At 74.0% G+C, this 18,183-nt stretch carries 19 protein-coding genes; 10 read left to right on the top strand and 9 right to left on the bottom strand.

From position 1 onward, the window contains the following. The first annotated feature begins 419 nt into the window (after positions 1-419). The 5 genes from G339_RS0122105 to bsaP all read left to right on the top strand — a co-directional run bounded on the left by G339_RS0122105 (position 420) and on the right by bsaP (position 5,079). Positions 420-1,763 (top strand): HD-GYP domain-containing protein, encoded by a 1,344-nt coding sequence (locus tag G339_RS0122105; protein ID WP_019633245.1) that lies wholly within the window; start codon positions 420-422, stop codon positions 1,761-1,763. Then, positions 1,760-3,082 carry an HD-GYP domain-containing protein gene (locus G339_RS0122100; RefSeq protein WP_019633244.1) on the top strand — a complete coding sequence of 441 codons (1,323 nt, stop codon included), beginning with the start codon at positions 1,760-1,762 and terminating at the stop codon, positions 3,080-3,082. Before G339_RS0122105 ends, G339_RS0122100 begins: the two co-directional genes overlap by 4 nt. 147 nt (positions 3,083-3,229) lie before the next feature. Next, a complete protein-coding gene (locus tag G339_RS0122095; RefSeq protein WP_019633243.1) occupies positions 3,230-4,567 on the top strand; it encodes an acetyl-CoA carboxylase biotin carboxylase subunit in 1,338 nt (445 codons plus the stop codon). 69 nt (positions 4,568-4,636) lie between these two features. Next, positions 4,637-4,849 (top strand): biotin/lipoyl-binding carrier protein, encoded by a 213-nt coding sequence (locus G339_RS40565; protein WP_019633242.1) that lies wholly within the window; start codon positions 4,637-4,639, stop codon positions 4,847-4,849. A 35-nt stretch (positions 4,850-4,884) separates the two neighbouring features. After that, positions 4,885-5,079, top strand: a complete 195-nt coding sequence (bsaP, locus tag G339_RS0122085; protein WP_019633241.1) for a biotin synthase auxiliary protein BsaP — start codon at positions 4,885-4,887, stop codon at positions 5,077-5,079. A gap of 9 nt (positions 5,080-5,088) precedes the next feature. Here the strand turns inward: bsaP and G339_RS0122080 are convergent, their stop codons facing one another. Next, entirely contained in the window at positions 5,089-5,604 is a 516-nt protein-coding gene (locus G339_RS0122080; RefSeq protein ID WP_019633240.1) for a GNAT family N-acetyltransferase, read from the bottom strand. 164 nt (positions 5,605-5,768) lie between these two features. On the opposite strand from G339_RS0122080, the gene G339_RS0122075 reads away from it, so the two are divergent. From G339_RS0122075 to bioB, 3 genes are all read left to right on the top strand, one after another. Continuing rightward, a complete protein-coding gene (locus G339_RS0122075) occupies positions 5,769-7,451 on the top strand; it encodes a carotenoid oxygenase family protein (protein WP_019633239.1) in 1,683 nt (560 codons plus the stop codon). A gap of 346 nt (positions 7,452-7,797) precedes the next feature. Further along, positions 7,798-8,532, top strand: coding sequence for a dethiobiotin synthase (bioD, locus tag G339_RS0122070; RefSeq protein WP_033323974.1), 735 nt, complete (start codon positions 7,798-7,800; stop codon positions 8,530-8,532). After that, the gene (gene bioB / locus G339_RS0122065; RefSeq protein WP_019633237.1) at positions 8,529-9,524 is read left to right on the top strand and encodes a biotin synthase BioB; all 996 of its coding nucleotides are present in this window, start codon (positions 8,529-8,531) and stop codon (positions 9,522-9,524) included. The genes bioD and bioB overlap by 4 nt, the downstream gene beginning before the upstream one ends. A 64-nt stretch (positions 9,525-9,588) precedes the next feature. Here bioB and G339_RS34840 read toward each other — a convergent pair whose 3' ends face one another. The 3 genes from G339_RS34840 to G339_RS0122050 all read right to left on the bottom strand — a co-directional run bounded on the left by G339_RS34840 (position 9,589) and on the right by G339_RS0122050 (position 12,374). After that, the gene (locus G339_RS34840) at positions 9,589-10,236 is read right to left on the bottom strand and encodes a Uma2 family endonuclease (protein ID WP_169514772.1); all 648 of its coding nucleotides are present in this window, start codon (positions 10,234-10,236) and stop codon (positions 9,589-9,591) included. 125 nt (positions 10,237-10,361) lie between these two features. Then, complete coding sequence (locus tag G339_RS0122055) at positions 10,362-11,093, bottom strand: GntR family transcriptional regulator (protein WP_026341679.1); 732 nt, start codon at positions 11,091-11,093, stop codon at positions 10,362-10,364. Positions 11,094-11,207: 114 nt separating this feature from the next. Then, positions 11,208-12,374, bottom strand: a complete 1,167-nt coding sequence (locus G339_RS0122050; protein WP_019633234.1) for an aminotransferase class I/II-fold pyridoxal phosphate-dependent enzyme — start codon at positions 12,372-12,374, stop codon at positions 11,208-11,210. A gap of 52 nt (positions 12,375-12,426) precedes the next feature. Between G339_RS0122050 and G339_RS0122045 the strand changes: the two genes are divergently transcribed. Continuing rightward, positions 12,427-14,088 carry a sensor histidine kinase gene (locus G339_RS0122045; RefSeq protein WP_026341677.1) on the top strand — a complete coding sequence of 554 codons (1,662 nt, stop codon included), beginning with the start codon at positions 12,427-12,429 and terminating at the stop codon, positions 14,086-14,088. Positions 14,089-14,225: 137 nt separating this feature from the next. On the opposite strand, the gene G339_RS0122040 is transcribed toward G339_RS0122045, so the two are convergent. Both G339_RS0122040 and G339_RS0122035 read right to left on the bottom strand, forming a co-directional pair. Beyond that, complete coding sequence (locus G339_RS0122040; RefSeq protein WP_019633232.1) at positions 14,226-14,486, bottom strand: WhiB family transcriptional regulator; 261 nt, start codon at positions 14,484-14,486, stop codon at positions 14,226-14,228. A 293-nt stretch (positions 14,487-14,779) separates the two neighbouring features. Then, complete coding sequence (locus G339_RS0122035; protein WP_019633231.1) at positions 14,780-15,721, bottom strand: diacylglycerol/lipid kinase family protein; 942 nt, start codon at positions 15,719-15,721, stop codon at positions 14,780-14,782. 75 nt (positions 15,722-15,796) lie between these two features. Between G339_RS0122035 and G339_RS0122030 the strand changes: the two genes are divergently transcribed. Beyond that, a complete protein-coding gene (locus G339_RS0122030) occupies positions 15,797-16,216 on the top strand; it encodes a hypothetical protein (RefSeq protein ID WP_019633230.1) in 420 nt (139 codons plus the stop codon). A 56-nt stretch (positions 16,217-16,272) separates the two neighbouring features. On the opposite strand, the gene G339_RS0122025 is transcribed toward G339_RS0122030, so the two are convergent. The 3 genes from G339_RS0122025 to G339_RS0122015 form a co-directional block, all read right to left on the bottom strand. Further along, the gene (locus G339_RS0122025; RefSeq protein ID WP_026341676.1) at positions 16,273-17,070 is read right to left on the bottom strand and encodes an RNA polymerase sigma factor SigF; all 798 of its coding nucleotides are present in this window, start codon (positions 17,068-17,070) and stop codon (positions 16,273-16,275) included. A gap of 44 nt (positions 17,071-17,114) precedes the next feature. Further along, a complete protein-coding gene (locus G339_RS0122020) occupies positions 17,115-17,537 on the bottom strand; it encodes an ATP-binding protein (RefSeq protein ID WP_019633228.1) in 423 nt (140 codons plus the stop codon). Between the two features lie 162 nt (positions 17,538-17,699). Further along, positions 17,700-18,182, bottom strand: coding sequence for a GNAT family N-acetyltransferase (locus G339_RS0122015; RefSeq protein WP_019633227.1), 483 nt, complete (start codon positions 18,180-18,182; stop codon positions 17,700-17,702). Position 18,183 lies beyond the last annotated feature (1 nt).

The raw sequence follows: 18,183 nt of genomic DNA, 5'->3' as shown, positions 1-18,183 counted from the left end.
TTCGCGACGCCGTCGCCACGCACAGTGGTGATTAGTTCACGCTTTGCTCACGATTCGCGGCATCCCTGTGTGACCTGCGCCTCCCGCGTTAGGCTTGGCCGCGCATCATCCGAACGGCATCGTCAACGGCATCGTCGAGGACGTCGGCGACGGGGCCCGGTCGGCCGTCCCCCCGCGGGAGCGCGCCCACGCGGTCCCGGCGGAGGTCCCCGGGGCACGTGGGGGAGACTCGTGACCATGATCGACCTCGGCACCGCGCACCGCGCCCGCCCGTCCGCCCGGCCGCGCCCGCGGCGGCGCCCCCGGCGCGGGATCTCCTGGGTCTAGCCCGCGCCCGCCGGTTCCGGCCAGTTCCAGCTCAGGCGGGGGGCGACCCCCGCGATCCCGGCGACCGCCGGGCACTCCCGAAGGGGGCGGCAATGCGCGAGCTACCCGCGGCGGCGTGGGTCTTCGTGGGCGGGGTGGTCGCGCTCGCGGCGGGCCTCGTCGCCACGGTCCCGCTCACCGACCTGGACTGGACCACCCTCGCGGTGCTCGCCGTCCTGTTCCTGGTCTGCGACTCCCGGCCCGCGCAGCTCACCGTGGAACGTGCCCGCGTGTCGCTGGGCTTCGCCGCCAGCCTCGCCGGCGTCGTCATGCTCGGCCCCGGCGGCGCGGCGCTGCTCGGGCTGAGCGCCGTCGTCACCGGCCAGCGGATGTTCGCGCCCGTCAAACGGCTGTTCAACGCCGCGCAGTTCGCGCTCGGCGGGTACGCGGCGGGCCGGGTCTTCGACGCGCTCGGCGGGCCGCGCTTCCACCCCAACGAGGCCGCGTGGGTCGAGCACGTCATCGGACCGTTCCTCGCCGCCGCGGTGACGTTCGTGCTGGTCAACCTCGCGCTCACCGGCGGCGTCCTCGTCCTGTCCCGGCAGGCGACGCTCGGCGGCATGGCCGCGCAGAGCGGCCAGCTCGTCCTCGGCTGCCTCGGCTACAGCATGTTCGGGCTGCTCATCGCGGGCCTGTGGCCGGGCATCCGGGCGTTCGCGGCCGTGCTCGTCCTGCTGCCGCTGTTCATCGCCCGCTGGGCGCTGGAGCAGGCCCACGACCAGCAGCGCTCGCACGCCGCCACGCTCGCGTCGCTGTGCCAGGCCGTCGAGACCAAGGACTACTACACGCGCGGCCACTCCGAACGGGTGTCGCGCGGCTCGGTGATGATCGCCCGGCAGATCGGGATGCGGCCCGCCCGCGTCGAGGCGATCCGGTACGCCGGGATGCTCCACGACGTCGGCAAGCTCGGCGTGCCCACGACCGTCCTGCAGAAGGACGGGCCGATGACCGAGCAGGAGTTCGCCGCCATCCAGCTCCACCCGATGCGCGGACTGGAGATCGTCCGCGAGATCGGCTTCCTCGACGAGGCCCTGGCCGGGATCATGCACCACCACGAGAAGATGAACGGCCGCGGCTACCCGATGGGCCTCGCCGGGGACGAGATCCCCGAGTTCGCGCGCGTCATCTCCGTCGCCGACGCGTTCGACGCGATGACCTCCACCCGCTCCTACCGGGCCGCGCGCGGCATCGACGAGGCCGTCGCCGAACTGCGCCGCTGCGCGGGCGACCACTTCGACCCCGTCATCGTCGACGCGTTCCTCACCGCGCTGGAGCGCGAGGGCTGGGAGCCGCCCGGCCCCGTCGCCGCGCCCGGCGACGCCGCGCAGACCACCGCGCAGGACCACGACGACCCGACCGCCCCGCTGCGCGTCACCCGCGACGGGGCCGCCCGGTGAGCGCCGGGGCCGGGTACCGCAGGCCCGGCTGGCAGACGCTCGACTCCGGGCAGGCGCTGCTCATCGCCGTGTCCGGGCTGATCGTGCTCGTCGCGGTGACGCAGGTCTTCGCCGTGCATCTGGTCCAGCCCGACATCGCCGTGTTCTTCGGCGTCCTCATCGCGCTCGGCGAGCTGTTCCGCATGGTGATGCCCGGCAACCGGGAGGTCGCGCCCGTCGCCACCGCCGGGGCGCTCGGCTACGCGCTGCTCGCCGGGGTCGGGCCGCGGCCGGACGCGCCGCAGGGCGGCGGGGTGCTGGACGTCGTCCCGGCGACGCACTCGTCGTTCCAGGTCATCGCGGTCGCCGCCACCGGCATGATCGTCGGGACGCTGCCGCACATCGCCGTGGGCCGCTCGCCGCGCCCGGACGCGATGGCGCGGCGGCTCGTCACCGTCGCGATCGTCGCCGTGGCGTTCCGGCCCGTCGTGCGGATGCGGCCCGACTGGCTGCCGCTGCTCGCGGTGATGGGCGCCGTGGTCGTGTGCGCGTGCTTCCTGGACGTGCTCGTCGCGGCCGTCATCCGCGCCGAGTCCGTCCGGTTCGGGATCGCCGTCCGCGACGAGATCCGCGCCAAGCTCGCGCTGTGCGCGGCGACCAGCGCCACCGCGATGCTCATCGCCGTCGCGACGACCGAACTGGGACCGGCGGCGCTGCTGGTGTTCACCGCGCCGATCCTCGTCACCCAGTTCGCGTTCCGCCGGTACGCGGGCATCCGCGCGACGTACCTGCAGACCGTCCGCGCGCTGTCGCGGGTCACCGAGGTCGGCGGCTACGTCGAGACGGGCCACTCGCGGCGCGTGTCGCGGCTCGCCGTCTCGATGGGCCGCGAACTCGGCATGTCGGAGGAGGAACTGCTCGAACTGGAGTACGCGGCGCTGATGCACGACATCGGGCAGCTCGCGCTCGGCGACCCGATCCCCGGCGGCGCGACCGTCCTGGCGTCGCCCGTCGAGCAGCGCCGCATCGCGGAGCTGGGCGCGGAGGTCATCAAGCAGACCGGCGTCCTGGACCGCGTCGCCGACATCGTGCGGCTGTCCTCCCACCCGTACCGGACGGCGCACGGCGACGCCGCCCCGCCCGACGCCGAACCGCCCCCGCCGCTCGCCGGACGCATCATCAAGGTCGCCAACGCCTACGACGACCTCGTCGGGGACTCCGGCGACCGCGATCGCGGCGCGGCCGTGCTCGAACGGCTCCGGCTCGACTCGGCCGCCGAGTACGACCCGGCCGTCGTGGAGGCCCTCGCCCGCGTCGTGGACCGCCGCCCCCGCCACTGACGCCCGTTCCGCGGGGTGAAGCGCGGGTAGTGACAAATCCACGCTCGGGTATTTGTCGTTCTCACCGCGCCGTGGACGGTCCCCCCGGGACTAGTGTTCGGGAACGTCCGCAGGGGGCGCGGTCGAGCGAGAGTGAGGGAGTTTCCGGTGTTCGAGTCCGTTCTCGTGGCGAACCGCGGCGAGATCGCCAGCCGGGTCGTCCGCACGGTGCGCGCGCTCGGCCTCAAGGCCGTCGCCGTGTACTCCGAGGCCGACGCGGAGCTGCCGTTCGTCGCGGAGGCGGACGAGGCGATCCTGCTCGGCCCCGCCGACCCGTCCCGCAGCTACCTCGACGGCGCGGCCGTCCTGGAGGCCGCGCGCCGCACCAACGCGCAGGCGATCCATCCGGGCTACGGGTTCCTCGCGGAGAACGCCGCGTTCGCCGCCGCCGTCGTCGACCGGGGCCTCGGCTGGATCGGCGCGCCGCCGCTGGCCGTCGCCCGGATGGGCGACAAGATCAACGCCCGGAACCTGATGCGGGAGGCGGGCGTGCCCGTCTGCCCCGGCGTCTGGGAGCCGGTGCCCGACGAGGAGACCGCCGTCGAGGAGGCCGAGCGCATCGGCTACCCCGTCATGGTCAAGGCCGCGGCGGGCGGCGGCGGGGTCGGCATGGGCGCGGCGCACGCCGAGGACGCGCTGCGCGCCGCGTTCCGCACCGCGCGCAGCCGCGCCGAGCGGTTCTTCGAGGGCTCCGACATCCTGCTGGAGCGCTTCGTCACCGGGGCGCGGCACGTCGAGGTGCAGATCCTCGGGCTCGCGGACGGCACCGTCGTCGCGCTCGGGGACCGCGACTGCTCGGTGCAGCGCCGCCACCAGAAGCTCGTCGCCGAATCGCCGTCGCCCGCGCTGGACGCCGAGCTGCGGACGCGGCTCGCCGACGCGGCCGTCCGCGCGGGCGAGGCCGTCGGGTACCGGGGCGCGGGCACCGTCGAGTTCCTGGTCGCCCCGGCCGCGGGCGAGTTCTACTTCCTGGAGATGAGCACGGCGCTGCAGGCCGAGCACCCCGTCACCGAGCTGGTCACGGGCATCGACATCGTCGAGCAGCAGCTCCGCGCCGCCGCCGGGGAGCCGCCGACGTTCACCGGCACCGCGCCGCACGGGCACGCGCTCGCGTTCCGGATCTACGCCGAGGACCCCAGGTGCTTCCTGCCGGGGCCCGGCCGCGTCCGGGTCTGGGAGGAGCCGGTCGGCGAGGGCATCCGCATCGACGCGGGCTACGCCGAGGGCAGCGCCGTCACCCCCGTGTACGACCTGCTCATGGCCAAGCTGTGCGTCCACGCCGCCGACCGCCCGGCGGCGCTGGAGCGGGCGCGCGCCGCGCTCGCCGCGTTCCGCGTGGAGGGGCCGCGGTCCAACATCGCGTTCCACCTCGAACTGCTCGACCGCCCCGAGTTCGACGACGGGCGGCACGACACCGGGATCGTCGAGCGCATGCGGAACCGCTGAACCGCGCGCCGATCGTCCGACGAAGTCCGCCGCCGGCACCGGCCGGGGCGTCGCAGAAGGGAGCCGCGGGTGGCCGAGGTCCGCGCGGAGATGGTCGCGAAGCTGCTGGAGGTCACGGTCGCCGAGGGCGAGCGTGTGGAGGAGGGCGACACGCTCGTCCTCCTGGAGTCGATGAAGATGGAGATCCCCGTGCAGGCGGAGGAGCCGGGCGTGGTCACCCGCCTCGCCGTCGCGCCGGGCGCGCAGGTCCAGGCGGGCGACCTCCTGGCCGTCATAGAGTGACCTGACCGATTCGTCCGACCGGGCCGGGAGGGACCGTGACGTACTGCGACCGCTGCGGCCGCGACGCCGCCGAGGGCGCGCACGACGCGTGCCGCGCCGCGCGCGCGATGGAGCCGCCGCGCTACTGCCCCGAGTGCCGCCGCCGCATGGTCGTGCAGGTGACGCCGCTCGGCTGGACGGCGCGGTGCTCCGCGCACGGCGTCACGCGCAGCGGGGAGCCCGTCTCCTGACGCGTCCCCTCACAGGGGCAGGTGGTAGGTCCACAGCAGCACGTCCGGCACCGGCGTCCAGTCGCGGCCGGGCGTGCGGACGAATCCGAGCCGCTCGTAGAGGCGGTGCGCGTCGGTCATGTTCGGCTGCGTCGAGAGGCGGACGCCGGTGAGCCCGGCGGCGCGCGCCCGGTCCAGGCAGGCGCGGACCAGCGCGCCGCCCGCGCCGGCGCCGCGCGCGGCGGGCAGCACCGCCAGCATCCGGAACTCGGCCTCGCCGGGCGCGGCCAGCTCGCTGTACGGGCCGCCGTGCGGGCAGTACGCGACCGATCCGACGAGCGCGCCGCCCGCCTCCGCGACGAGCAGTTCGGCCGCGGCGGCGCGTCCGGCGGCGTCCCGCAGCGTCTCCACGTAGTCGTCGCCGGGGTCGATGAGGCCGCCGCCGACGTAGACCGCCTCGGTGAGTTCGCCGATGCGGGCGTACTCGTCGGGGCGGGCCGGGCGGACGGTCACCGGGGTCGCCGCCCTCTCGTCTGCGAGCCGCATCGCTGATTCCTTCCGTCGCGTTTCCGGGTGCAGCGTAGGGGCATCGCCGGACATTCCCAGCGTCCGCTGATAGTCGTCAGGGTCTTGACGACGCTTCGCCGAGCCGGTTGATTGGCAGGCGCGACCCCGGCGGACCGGGCCGGGGCGACCCGCCGGAGGCCGCCATGCCGATCCCGCGCTCGATCCTCGGCACGCAGGACGTCGCCGACCTGGACCTGACCGTCGTCGCCGGGAGCTGGCCGGACGACGTCACCGGGCACTTCGTGGTCAGCAGCTCCGACCAGCGCTCGCACCCCGTCCACGCGTTCTTCGGCGAGGGGATTCTGGCGCGGCTCGACCTGCGGCCCGGCGCGGACGGGCGGTTCACCTGGCAGGCGCGCGTCGTCGACACGCCCTCCGTGCGGCTGCGCCGCCGCCGGCCCGACGTGTTCAGCCCTGGGCCGGTCGGCACCGGTTCGCCGTTCGGCTACCAGAACTGCGCGAACACCGCGCCGCTGCCGTGGGGCGACCGGCTGTTCGCGACGTGGGACGCGGGCCGGCCCGTCGAGGTCGACCCGGTGACGCTGGAGTTCGTCGCGGAGGTCGGGCACCGCGACGACTGGCGGCCCGCGATCGACCAGGCCGTGCTGCCGCTGGTGGCCACGACCGCGCATCCTGTCGTCGATCCGGACCGGGGCTGCCTGTGGAGCGTCAGCCGGGACGTCCTGACGGGGGAGACCGCCGTCATCCGGTACGACGGGACGGGCCGCCGCGTCCGCCGGTGGACCGTCGAGGGCGCGGTGCTGCCGCAGGCCACGCACACCATCACGCAGACGCGGGACTGGCTCGTCCTCGCCGACACCGCCTACAAGATCGACACCGACGAGGTCTTCGGCGGGGACCGGACCGTCGCCAACAACCCGGACGGGCCCGTCCTGCTGATCCGCAAGGACGACCTCGACCGGTCGTCCGGCTCGGTGCGCTGTACGACGTTCCGGATCGCGCCGGAGGTCAACCATTTCTACGCGCGCTACGACGACTCCGACGGTGTTCAGGTCGTCATGGAACATTCGCCGGGCGTGGACATCGGCATGTACCTGCGCGCGGACGACGTGGACGTGTACGGGCGGCCCGTCGATCCCGCGCTGCGGGGAATGTACTGCCACGGGATGAGCCCGGCCGTCACGACCGTCATGGAGTTCGACCCGGCGACCGGGAAGGTCCGCGAGACCGCGCGCGCCGCCGACCCCGCGCGCTGGTGGCAGGCGGAGCTGTCCGCGATCGACTGGAGCCGCGAGGGCCAGACCGACCCGACCCGGCACCACCTGATCTACCTGGGGTTCCATCCGGAGGCGATCAACCGGCGGGCGCTCGCGAACTACGGCGGCCGCGTCGACCCGGCGCTGTTCCCAGGGGAGGAGACCCCGGCGGTGCTCGTCACCCACGACCGGGACGGACTCGCGCCGCTCGCCGAATGGACGTTCGCGCTGGACGACTACCCGACCGCGCCCGCGTTCGTCCCGCGCGGACTCGGCGCGCCCGGCCGATCCCGCTACGCGGGCGCGGACCCGGGCGGGCACGACGGCTATCTCGTCGTCGCCGTCCACAACGACGACCGGTTCCGCGTCGAACTGTTCGACGCGGCCGACGTCGCCCGCGGCCCCTTGGCCGTCCTGGCGCCCTCACCCGGCACGACGCTCCCGTTCCTCATCCACGCCGCGTGGCTCCCCGACGCCCGCCCCGCGCGGGACGGCCTCGACCGCCTGCGCTTCGCCGACGACCTGGACAACCGCCTCGACGCCCTCCCCGCCGACCTCGCCGCCCTCGCCCACGAGGTGGCCGCGGACCTCGCGGACCGCCCCTCCTGACACCCGCGCCCGCCGCTCGTGCCGTGCTTCCACGCCGCAGGTCGGCGTCCCCACGCCGGACCGCCGTCGGGCTCCTTGCGTCCGTGCGCCCGCGCGGAGCGCGGGCGCACGGACGCGTCATCCCACGGCGCGCCGCATGGCGCGCGCCGCGCTCCCGCGTCGTCCGGCGACGGCGCGCGGCCGTCCACCGGGCCCGCTGTGTCGGGTGTCACGTCGGGCGCGGCGGCGAGGGACGGGCGCGGCGGGGTGTTCCCGCTGGCCGGAGGTCGGGTTACAAACAGGGGGCGTCAAGACTGTCGGTTTCCGCACGGTCGCGGGTTCAGGGGGCCGCGCTAGTGTGCGGCACGTGAGTGTGCTCGTGGTGACCGGGACCTGTACCGGGGTCGGGAAGACCGTCGTCACCGCCGCGCTGGCCGCGCTGGCGGCGACGCGCGGGACGCCGGTGGCGGTCGTGAAGCCCGGCCAGACCGGCGTCGCGCCGGAGGAGCCCGGCGACCTGGCCGACGTCCGGCGGCTCGCGGGCGTCACCGACCTGCACGAGTACGCCCGGTTCCCCGATCCGCTGTCGCCCGCGGCGGCGGCGCGCTGCGCGGGGCTGCCGCCGGTGCGCCTGTCGGACGTCGCCGTGCGCGTCGGCGAACTCGCCGCGACCCGCTCGCTGGTGCTGGTGGAGGGCGCGGGCGGTCTGCTCGTCCGCTACGACGACGACGGCCGCACCCTCGCCGACCTCGCCCGCTGGCTCGGCGCGGCCGTCCTGGTCGTCGCCCGGCCCGACCTCGGCACCCTCAACCACACGGCGCTGACGCTGGAGGCGATGGCGCACCGCGGCGTGCAGCTCGCCGGGGTCGTCGTCGGCGCGTGGCCGGACGACCCCGACCTCGCCATGCGCGCCAACCTGCGCGACCTGGAGACGATCGCGGCCCGGCCGCTCGCCGGGGCGCTCCCCGCGGGCGCGGGCGCGCTCGACCCCGCCGAGTTCCTGCCCGTCGCGCGCGGGGGCCTCGCGCCCGCGTTCGGCGGCGTCTTCGATCCGACGGCGTTCCGCGCCGCCCACGGCCTGCCCGAGAAGGAGAACCCGTGACCGACGTCCTCGATGTCGCCCGCCGCCAGGTGCTCGACGAGGGCCGCGGCCTGTCCGCCGCCCAGGTGCTGGAGTGCCTGTCGCTGCCGGACGACCGGCTCCAGGACCTCCTCGCCCTCGCCCACGACGTCCGGATGCGCTGGTGCGGGCCGGAGGTGGAGGTGGAGGGCATCGTCTCGCTGAAGACCGGCGGCTGTCCGGAGGACTGCCACTTCTGCTCCCAGTCCGGGACGTTCGAGTCGCCCGTCCGGTCGGTGTGGCTGAACATCCCCGACCTGGTCGAGGCCGCGAAGGAGACCGCCAAGACGGGCGCGACGGAGTTCTGCATCGTCGCGGCCGTGCGCGGTCCCGACGAGCGGCTGATGAAGCAGGTCCGCGAGGGCGTCGCGGCGATCAACGCGGCCGTCGACATCAACATCGCGTGCTCGCTGGGGATGCTCACCCAGGCGCAGGTGGACGAGCTGGCCGAGCTGGGCGTCCACCGCTACAACCACAACCTGGAGACGGCCCGCTCCCACTTCCCGAACGTCGTCACCACCCACTCGTGGGAGGAGCGCTGGGAGACGCTGCGCATGGTGAAGGAAGCCGGGATGGAGGTGTGCTGCGGCGGCATCGTCGGCATGGGCGAGACGCGCGAGCAGCGCGCCGAGTTCGCGGCGCAGCTCGCCGAACTCGACCCCGACGAGGTCCCGCTGAACTTCCTCACCCCGCGCCCCGGCACGCCGTTCGCGGACCTGCCCGTCGTGGAGGGCGCGGAGGCGCTGAAGACGATCGCGGCGTTCCGCCTCGCGCTGCCCCGCACGATCCTGCGCTACGCGGGCGGCCGCGAACTCACCCTCGGCGACCTCGGCACCCGTGACGGCATGCTCGGCGGCGTCAACGCCATCATCGTCGGCAACTACCTGACGACCCTGGGCCGCCCCGCCGAACAGGATCTCGACCTGCTCACCGAACTCCAGATGCCCATCAAGGCCCTCCAGAAGACCCTCTGACCTCGCACTTGGACGGCTGACGGCGGATCGTGCCGCAGGGGACCAGCTCCCCTGCGGCACGCTTTCACCAGGTCGTCCAGTTGCTCGTGTCGATGTCGATGTCGAACGGCTCGGGCAGGTGGATCGTCTTGCCGAACTCCCACTCCTCGGAGTGCAGGTATGCGCCGACGCCACCGTCGGGGACCGAGTACAAGATCGTCCGGGCGATTTTCGGGTCACGGTCGATCAGCAGGTAGTAAGGAATGCCGGCGCGGGCGTAGCTGACCCACTTGCTCTTCGTCCGGGAACCCGACGGGCGAGGGCGGTCGTTCGTGGCGTTCCGTCGCGACGTGACCTCGACGACGAGTTCGATCTGGTCCGGGGTGAGGATGTTCTCGCCCGTCTGGTTGGCCGTGTCGAGAACCTCCTCGTCCAAGACGACGAGGTCGGGAATGTATTCTTCCAGCGCCTCGGCGATGGTCAGCCCGGTGCCCTGATCAGTGGTCCAGCGGAACTCGTCGCGCTGGTCGTTCGCGCGGAGCAGCGTTTGAACGATCCGGCTGACGATGAAGTTGTGGCGAAGCGCGGCGGCGGGGGACACGACGATCTCTCCTCCGATGATCTCGACTCGGGCGCCGTCGTCGGTGAGGTGAAGGAAGTCGTGGAGTTCGCCGCTGACCCACAGCTTGTGCAATGAGTCCGAGAGCGTTGCCTCATATTCCCGAATTTTCACTTTTGTCACTTTAAGTGACTCCTCCCTCACGATCTGCTCCCGTCATCGTAGGGTCGGGTTAGGTCGAGCGTACCCAGAACGTGGGATCTCGTCGCGCTCTGTGACGTGCCGTCCGATGAAGGACGTCAGTCGCGGCGGAGGCGCGTGATGAACTTGTAGCGGTCGCCGCGATAAAGCGATTGTGCCCATTCGACGGGCTGGCCGGTGGAATCCACGGCGTGGCGGGACAGAAGAAGCAGGGGCAGGCCGACGTCCACCGCGAGGAGCTGCGCGTCGTGGGGCGTGGCCAGGACGGTCTCGATCGTCTCCTCGGCTTCGGCGAGGTGGACGTCGTAGGCCGTCGCCAGGGTCTCGTACAGCGAGTGGTGGCGGGGGAGTTCGCGGCGCAGCCCCGGGAAGCGGCGCGCGGGCAGGTGGGAGGTGTCGATCGACATCGCCTCGCCGTCGGCGAGCCGGAGCCGGTGGATGCGCAGGACCCGCCCGCCCGGCCGGATCGCCAGCAGCGCCGCCAGCCGCTCGTCGGCGCTGACGTAGCCGATCTCCAGGATGCGCGTCTCGGGCCGCAGCCCGTGGTGCCGCATGTCCTCGGTGTAGGAGACGAGCTGCAGTTCCTGCGACACCTTCGGCTTGGCGACGAACGTGCCCTTGCCCTGGATGCGCTGCAGCCGCCCCTCGACGACGAGTTCGGCGAGGGCCTGCCGGACGGTCGTCCGCGACGTCTCGTACTTCTCCGCCAGCGCCCGCTCCGGCGGCAGCGGGCTCCCCGCCGGAAGCGACTGGATCAGCTCGACCAGCAGTTCCTTCAGCTTGTAGTACTTCGGGATGCGCGGCGCGGGGGCGGCGTGGCCGCGGCCCAGCTCCGCCAGCACGGCCCGGTCGTAGGGTTGGTGCAGGGCGTCCCCGTGCCGGGGGTCCCCGCCTCTGACCTCCGTCACGGCTGCTCCTCACGTTCATCACCGGTTCTCCCGATGTTACGTGTGAAGACTACGACCGGTAGAACGTGCCACGGCGTCCAGAGCACCGGCCAGTACCGTGAAATCCGCCTCGTCCAGGGTGGCGCGCGCGGTGATCCGCAGGCAGGCGCGGCCCTTGGGCACCGACGGCGGCCGGAAGCAGCCGACGCGCAGCCCGCGGTCGCGGCAGAGCGCCTGCGCCTCGACGGCCGCGCGCGGCTCCCCGAGGTACACCGGGACGACGGCGGCGGCGGGTTCGGCCGTCGCCAGACCGGCCGCGCGCGCGAGGTCCCGGACGCGCCGCGCGTTGGCCCGCGCCCGTCCCGGCAGCCCCGGCTCGGCCGCCAGGACGTCGAGCGCCGCGAGCGCCGCCCCCACCGCCGCCGGGTTGAGCCCGGTGTCGAAGATGAAGGCCCGCCCGGTGTCCACCAGGTGCGCGACGACCTCCGGCGCGCCCAGCACCGCCCCGCCCTGCGACGCCAGCGACTTCGACAGGGTGAGCGTCAGCACGACGTCCGGCTCCCCGGCGAGCCCGGCGGCGTGGGCCGCGCCGCGTCCGCCGTCCCCGACGACGCCGAGCGCGTGCGCCTCGTCCACGACGAGCAGCGCCCCGTGCGCGCGGGCCGCGCGGTGCAGCGCGGCGAGCGGCGCGACGTCGCCGTCCACGGAGAACACCGCGTCGGTGACGACGAGCGCGTGCTCCTCGTCCCGCGCGGCGAGCGCGGCGGCGACGGCGGCTGCGTCCCCATGCGGCGCGACGACGACGCGGGACCGCGACAACCGGCACGCGTCCACGATCGACGCGTGGTTGACCTGGTCGGACACCACCAGCACGTCCGGCCCGCCGAGCCCCGCCACCGCCCCGAGGTTCGCCAGGTACCCCGACGAGAACACCAGCCCCGCCGCGCTGCCGGTCAGCGCCGCGAGCCGCCGGTCCAGCTCGGCGTGCAGCTCGGTCGTCCCGGTGACGAGCCGCGACCCCGTCGAACCGGCCCCGTACGCGCGCGCGGCCGCCGCCGCGCCCGCGACGAGCCGGGGGTCGCGGCTCAGCCCGAGGTAGTCGTTGGACGCCAGGTCGAGCAGCCCGTCGTCGGCGCCGCGCGGCCGCAGCTCGCGCCGCAGCCCCGCCTCGGCCCGCGCGGCCGCCGCCGCCCGCAGCCGGGCCAGGGGGTCGGTGTCGCTCATGGCACGCATCCTGCCAGGCCGGTGCCGGGGGCGGATGGGCGATGATGGGACCGTGCCCACCTTGAGTGATCTCGTCCGCGACCAGACCGATCTGACCGAGGCGGATCTGGAGTGGCTGCACGCGCTCGTCTCGGACTGGCAGCTCCTCGCGGACCTGTCGTTCGCCGACCTGCTGCTGTGGGTGCCGCTCCGGTCCGCCGACGCCCTGCCCGCCGACCCCGGCCGCCGCCGCGGCGACCCCGCGGAGTCCGGCGAGACCGTGCCCGGCTGGGTCGCCATCGCGCAGATGCGGCCGACGACCGGCCCGACCGCCTACTCCGAGGACCTGGTCGGCCGGGTCGTGCGGACGGGGCGGCGCGGCCTGATCGACGTCGCGTGGCGCGAGCGCCGCATCGTCCGCGAGGGCGACCCCGAGTGGGGGAGCGGCATCCCCGTCCGCGAGGAGTCGATCCCCGTCCGGCGCGGCGCGAAGATGCTCGGCGTCATCCAGCGCAGCACCAACCTCAGCTCCGCGCGGACGCCGAGCCGCCTGGAGCTGACGTACCTGCAGAGCGCCAGCGACCTCGCGCAGATGATCTCGGACGGGCGGTTCCCGGTGCCCGGCGAGGAGCCCAACCTCGTCCGGTCGCCGCGCGTCGGGGACGGCCTGATCCGCCTCGACCGCGCGGGCCGCGTCACCTACGCGAGCCCGAACGCGCAGTCGGCGTACCGGCGGCTGGGGTTTCCCGCGGATCTCGTCGGCGAGCCGCTGGGCGAGGTCACCGCGCGGCTGTGCGACACCGGCGAGCCGCAGGAGGAGGCGCTGAGCGTGGTCCTGGCGGGCCGCGCGCCGCGCGAGGTCGAGGTCGAGGCGCACGGGACGGTCCTGCAGATCCGCACGATCCCGCTGGTCGTCGGCGGCAACCGCATCGCCGCCATCGCGCTGTGCCGGGACGTCACCGAACTGCGCTGGCGCGACCGCGAGCTGATGACCAAGGACGCGACGATCCGCGAGATCCACCACCGCGTCAAGAACAACCTGCAGACCGTCGCGGCGCTGCTGCGGCTCCAGGCGCGGCGGCTGCGCGTCCCCGAGGGGCGGGCGGCCCTGGACGAGGCCGTCCGCCGCGTCGGGTCCATCGCGATCGTCCACGAGACCCTGTCGCACACCCCGGACGAGCTGATCGACTTCGACGACATCGCGGACCGCGTGATCATGATGGCCGGGGAGGTGTCCGCCCCCGAGACGCAGGTCGAGCCCAAGCGCACCGGCAGTTTCGGCGTGCTCCCCGCCGAGATCGCCACCCCGCTGGCGATGGCGCTGACCGAACTGCTGCAGAACGCGCTGGAGCACGGCCTGGCCAACCGGTACGGGACGCTGGAGGTCGTCGCGGTCCGCTACGGCGAGGGCCCCGCGCCCGCCGCCGAGTCGTCGCTGGCGAGCGTCCCGGTGTGGGGGGAGTGGCCGGGCGGCGCGGCGGCGGCCCCGCCGCGCGACGAGACCGGGCCGGACGGCCGCCGCCTCGTCGTGGTCGTCCTGGACGACGGCGCGGGCCTCCCGCCGGACTTCGACGTCGAGGGCACCACCAGCCTGGGGCTGCAGATCGTCCGCACGCTCATCGTCGGCGAGCTGGGCGGGCGGCTGGAGTTCCGCCGCCGCGAGGGCGGCGGCACCGAGGTCGTCGTGGACGTCCCGCTGGACCACCAGCACCGGCCGGGCCCGCCGCCCCGCTGACGCGCGAACGCCCGTGGCCGAGGCCACGGGCGTTCTTCGCGTCACTTCCGCCGCTGCGCTCTCCGACCGGAGGTTCGGAGGCGGCGCCCGTGCCCGAGCGGTTCCGCGCGGCGGGGTGCGTCAGTCGGACGCCGGAGTCAGAGCCCGGCGTTGGCGCGGGCCCGGGCCCGGGCGGCACGGCGCTTGACGGCGCGGCGCTCGTCCTCGCCCATCCCGCCCCAGACGCCCGAGTCCTGCCCGGACTCCAGGGCCCAGCGCAGGCACGCGTCGGTCACGTCGCAGCGGCGGCATACCTGCTTGGCCTCTTCGATCTGCAGGAGCGCGGGCCCGGTGTTCCCGATCGGGAAGAAAAGCTCGGGGTCCACGTCACGGCAGGCAGCGCGGTGGCGCCAGTCCATGCGGTCCACTCCTTCGTCGCGGTGGCGGAAGTCACTCAACTTGTGAACGGTTTCACATGTCGCGAACACCCCGAGACGCAAAAGATTTGGTCAGGTGGATTGTTCGGCGGCGCCGGTCGCGGTCGCGGGACGGCGGCGTTGAGTCCCGGTCGCTGGGCGCGCTTTGAGCGTGTCAGGACCCCGCCTGACCACGCAAGACCTCCGAGAAACGTTTCTCAAAGTATGAGTGTCGGATGTGTCACATCAGTGGGTCGGCGGCGTTGCTTTCCTGTTAACGGGCGCTGTGACCAGCCTCATATGACGATCCGTATGGCTTTCGGCACGGCTCGGAACGTGATCGACGTCTGTTCGCCCAGGTAGTCGCCGTCGAGCTGGAACGCCAGCGGGCGCGAGCCGCGCAGTGTGACCCACGCCGCGTCGTGGACGTTCACCACGTCCCGGCCCCGCACCGGACGGGAACGCGCCGTCAGCATCCCCGCGAACGCGCCCAGGATCGGCGCGACGCGCATCGACCGCATCCCGAACACGTCCAGTCCGAGGCCGAAGTTCGCCCGCGGACTCGGATTCAGCGGAAGGGGCCCGAGGAAAGTCCACGGCGCGGTGTTGGAAACGAACGCGAGAAAGACCCCGGAAATCGGCGGGCGCCCCGGCGCCTCCACCGTCACCGCCGGGACGCGCCGATCCGTGCCCCGGAAGAAATGGCGGAGCGCCGCCCGCACGTACAGCGACGGGTCCGCCTTCGCGCCCGCCAGCCGCCGCCGCTCGACCTCCCGGACGACCTCCGCGTCCAGCCCGACGCCCGCGCAGAACGTGAAGTAGCGGCGCGTGCCGTCCGGCAGCTCCGCCGACCCCAGGCCCACTGTGCGGTGCCGGCCCGCGCGCAGCGCCGCCAGCACCTCCCGCGTCGCGCCCACCGGGTCGCCCGGCAGCCCCAGCGCCCGCGCGAACACGTTCGCGCTCCCCGACGGCAGCACCGCCAGCGCGGGCAGCGCCGGGTCCGGGCCGTCGGCCAGCAGCCCGTTCACGGCCTCGTTGACCGTCCCGTCGCCGCCGAGCGCGATGACCACGTCGAACCGCTCCCGCGCCGCCTCCCGCGCCAGCTCCACCGCGTGGCCCCGGTGCCCGGTCTCGGCGAGCACGATGTCCAGGTCGCCGGCGAACGCCCGCAGGAGCGTGTCCCGGGCCTGCCGCGAGGTCGAGGTCGCCTTCGGATTGGCGATGAGCATGGCGCGCACGGCGTCAGGTTATCCACCGAAACGTACCGCCGCCCCGGACGGCCCCGCCCCGCGCGGCCGAGTAGGGTTCGGGGTGTGTCGAAGCGTCCCGCGATCGTGTACGCCGCCGCCGCCCTGGAAGCCCTCGAAGGGCTCGGCGCCGTCGCCGGCGGCGTGTTCGTCGGCGTCGAGACGGCCCTCGGCTCCGCCGTGGACCCGGTCAGCGCCATCGGCGTCACCGCCCTCGCGCTCATCGGCGGCGTCGCCATGCTCGTCGTCGCGCGCGGCCTGCTGCTCGGCGACCCGCGCAGCCGCGCCCCCGGCGTCCTCACCCAGCTCTTCGCGCTGCCCGTCGCCTGGTCGCTGTGGCAGAGCGACCGGCCCGGCTTCGCGGTCCCGCTCGGCATCGTCGGGATCGCCGCGCTGGTCGCGCTGCTCAGCCCGCCCTCCACCGCCTGGCTCGCCCGGCCCGACGAGGACGCCGAGGACCCCGAGCCCGCCCGCCACGGCTCCTGAGACGCCGGACGGGCGCCGCGCACCCGCGCGACGCCCGCCCTCCCCGCGAAACGTTCCTACTCGTCGGCCGTGAGCCCGTCCCGGAGCTGCGCCAGCGTCCGCGCCAGCAGCCGCGAGACGTGCATCTGCGAGATGCCCAGCTCCGCCGCGATCTGCGACTGCGTCATGTTCCCGAAGAACCGCAGCAGCAGGATGCGCTTCTCGCGCGCCGGAAGCTTCTCCAGCAGCGGCTTCAGCGACTCCCGGTACTCCACGCCCTCCAGCGACTCGTCGATCATGCCGAGCGAGTCCGCCACGGCGGGCGCGTCCTCGTCGCCCGAGTCCGGCGCGTCCAGCGACACCGTCGAGTAGGCGTTGGCGGACTCCAGGCCCTCCAGCACCTCCTCCTCGGTCATCTGCAGGTGCTGCGCCAGCTCGCTGACCGTCGGCGCGCGGCCCTCCCGCTGCGCCAGGTCGCTGATCGCCTTGGTCAGCGACAGCTTCAGCTCCTGGAGGCGGCGCGGCACGCGCACCGCCCAGCCCTTGTCGCGGAAGTGCCGCTTGATCTCCCCGACGATCGTCGGCGTCGCGTACGTGGAGAACTCCACGCCGCGGCCGAGGTCGAACCGGTCGATCGACTTGATCAGCCCGATCGTCGCGACCTGGATCAGGTCGTCCAGCCACTCGCCGCGGTTGCGGAACCGGCGCGCCAGGTACTCCACGAGCGGCAGGTGCAGCTCCACGAGCTGGTCGCGGATGCGCTGCCGCTCGGCGTCGCCCTCGGGCAGCTCGGCGAGCCGCTCGAACAGCGCGCGGGCGCGGGCGCGGTCGGGGACCGCGCCGTCGGTGCGCTCCGTGGCCGGCGCCGTGCTCACGCTCTCGCTGCCGGCGCTGTCGCCGGCCACCGTCGTCTTCTCCGTCACAGGACCCCCGCCCGGCGCTTCTGCAACGTCACGGTCACCCGGTCGTCCGCGCCGGCCTTCGCGTCCACCTCACCCGCCAGCGACGACAGCACCGTCCAGGCGAACGTGTCGCGGCTGGGCTCGGCCCCGTCGACCGTCAGCACCGACACGGCGATGCGCATCGCCTCGTCGGTCAGCTCGAACTCGCACGTCAGGTCCGTTCCGGGGACGGCCTGGGGCAGCAGCATCGCGCATGCCTCGTCGACCGCGATCCGCAGGTCCTCGATCTCGTCCAGCGTGAAGTCGAGCCGGGCGGCGAGTCCGGCCGTCGCGGTGCGCAGCACCGAAAGGTACGCGCCTGCGGCCGGGAGCTTCACCGTCACGACGTCACGCACGGACATCTCCGTACTGGCCGCCATCGCGGCGGTTTCCTCGGTCACGTCACTCCTCGTGGGATGGTCCGCTGTCTCCGAAACTACCGCGTATCGCGACCCCGGCGAGCATCCGCCGCGCGTGACGTTCCCGGCGATCTTCCGTCGCCAAGTGCGCAATCCGCGCATGCCGGGCGCTCTGCGGGGTCCGGGGCCGCCGAGTGGGGTCGGTCACGCACTCTCCGGCGCGGCCGCGACCTTCGCCAGCGCGCCGCCGGTGAGCCGGTAGACCGCCCACTCGTCCTGCCGCTCGGCGCCCAGCGACTCGTAGAACCCGATCGCGGGAGCGTTCCATTTCAGCACGGCCCACTCGACCCGGCCGTAACCGCGCTCCACCGCGATCCGCGCCAGCTCGGCCAGCAGCGCCCGGCCGTGGCCGCCGCCGCGCGCCTCCGGGTGGACGTACAGGTCCTCCAGGTGGATGCCCGGCTTCCCCAGCCACGTCGAGAAAGTGCGGAACCACAGCGCGAACCCGACCGGCGCGCCGTCCTGCTCCGCGACGAGCGCGGACGCGACCGCGCCGGGGCCGAACAGGTGGCGGCGCAGGTCGTCCTCGGTCGCCCGCACCTCGTGCAGGGCGCGCTCGTACTCGGCCAGATCGCGGATGAGCCGCAGGATGTGCGGCAGGTCGTCGGGGGTCGCCTCACGGATCATG

Origin of the sequence: Actinomadura atramentaria DSM 43919 (assembly GCF_000381885.1) — a bacterium.
GTDB classification, from domain to species: domain Bacteria; phylum Actinomycetota; class Actinomycetes; order Streptosporangiales; family Streptosporangiaceae; genus Spirillospora; species Spirillospora atramentaria.
This window is presented reverse-complemented; position numbering and strand designations above follow the sequence as displayed.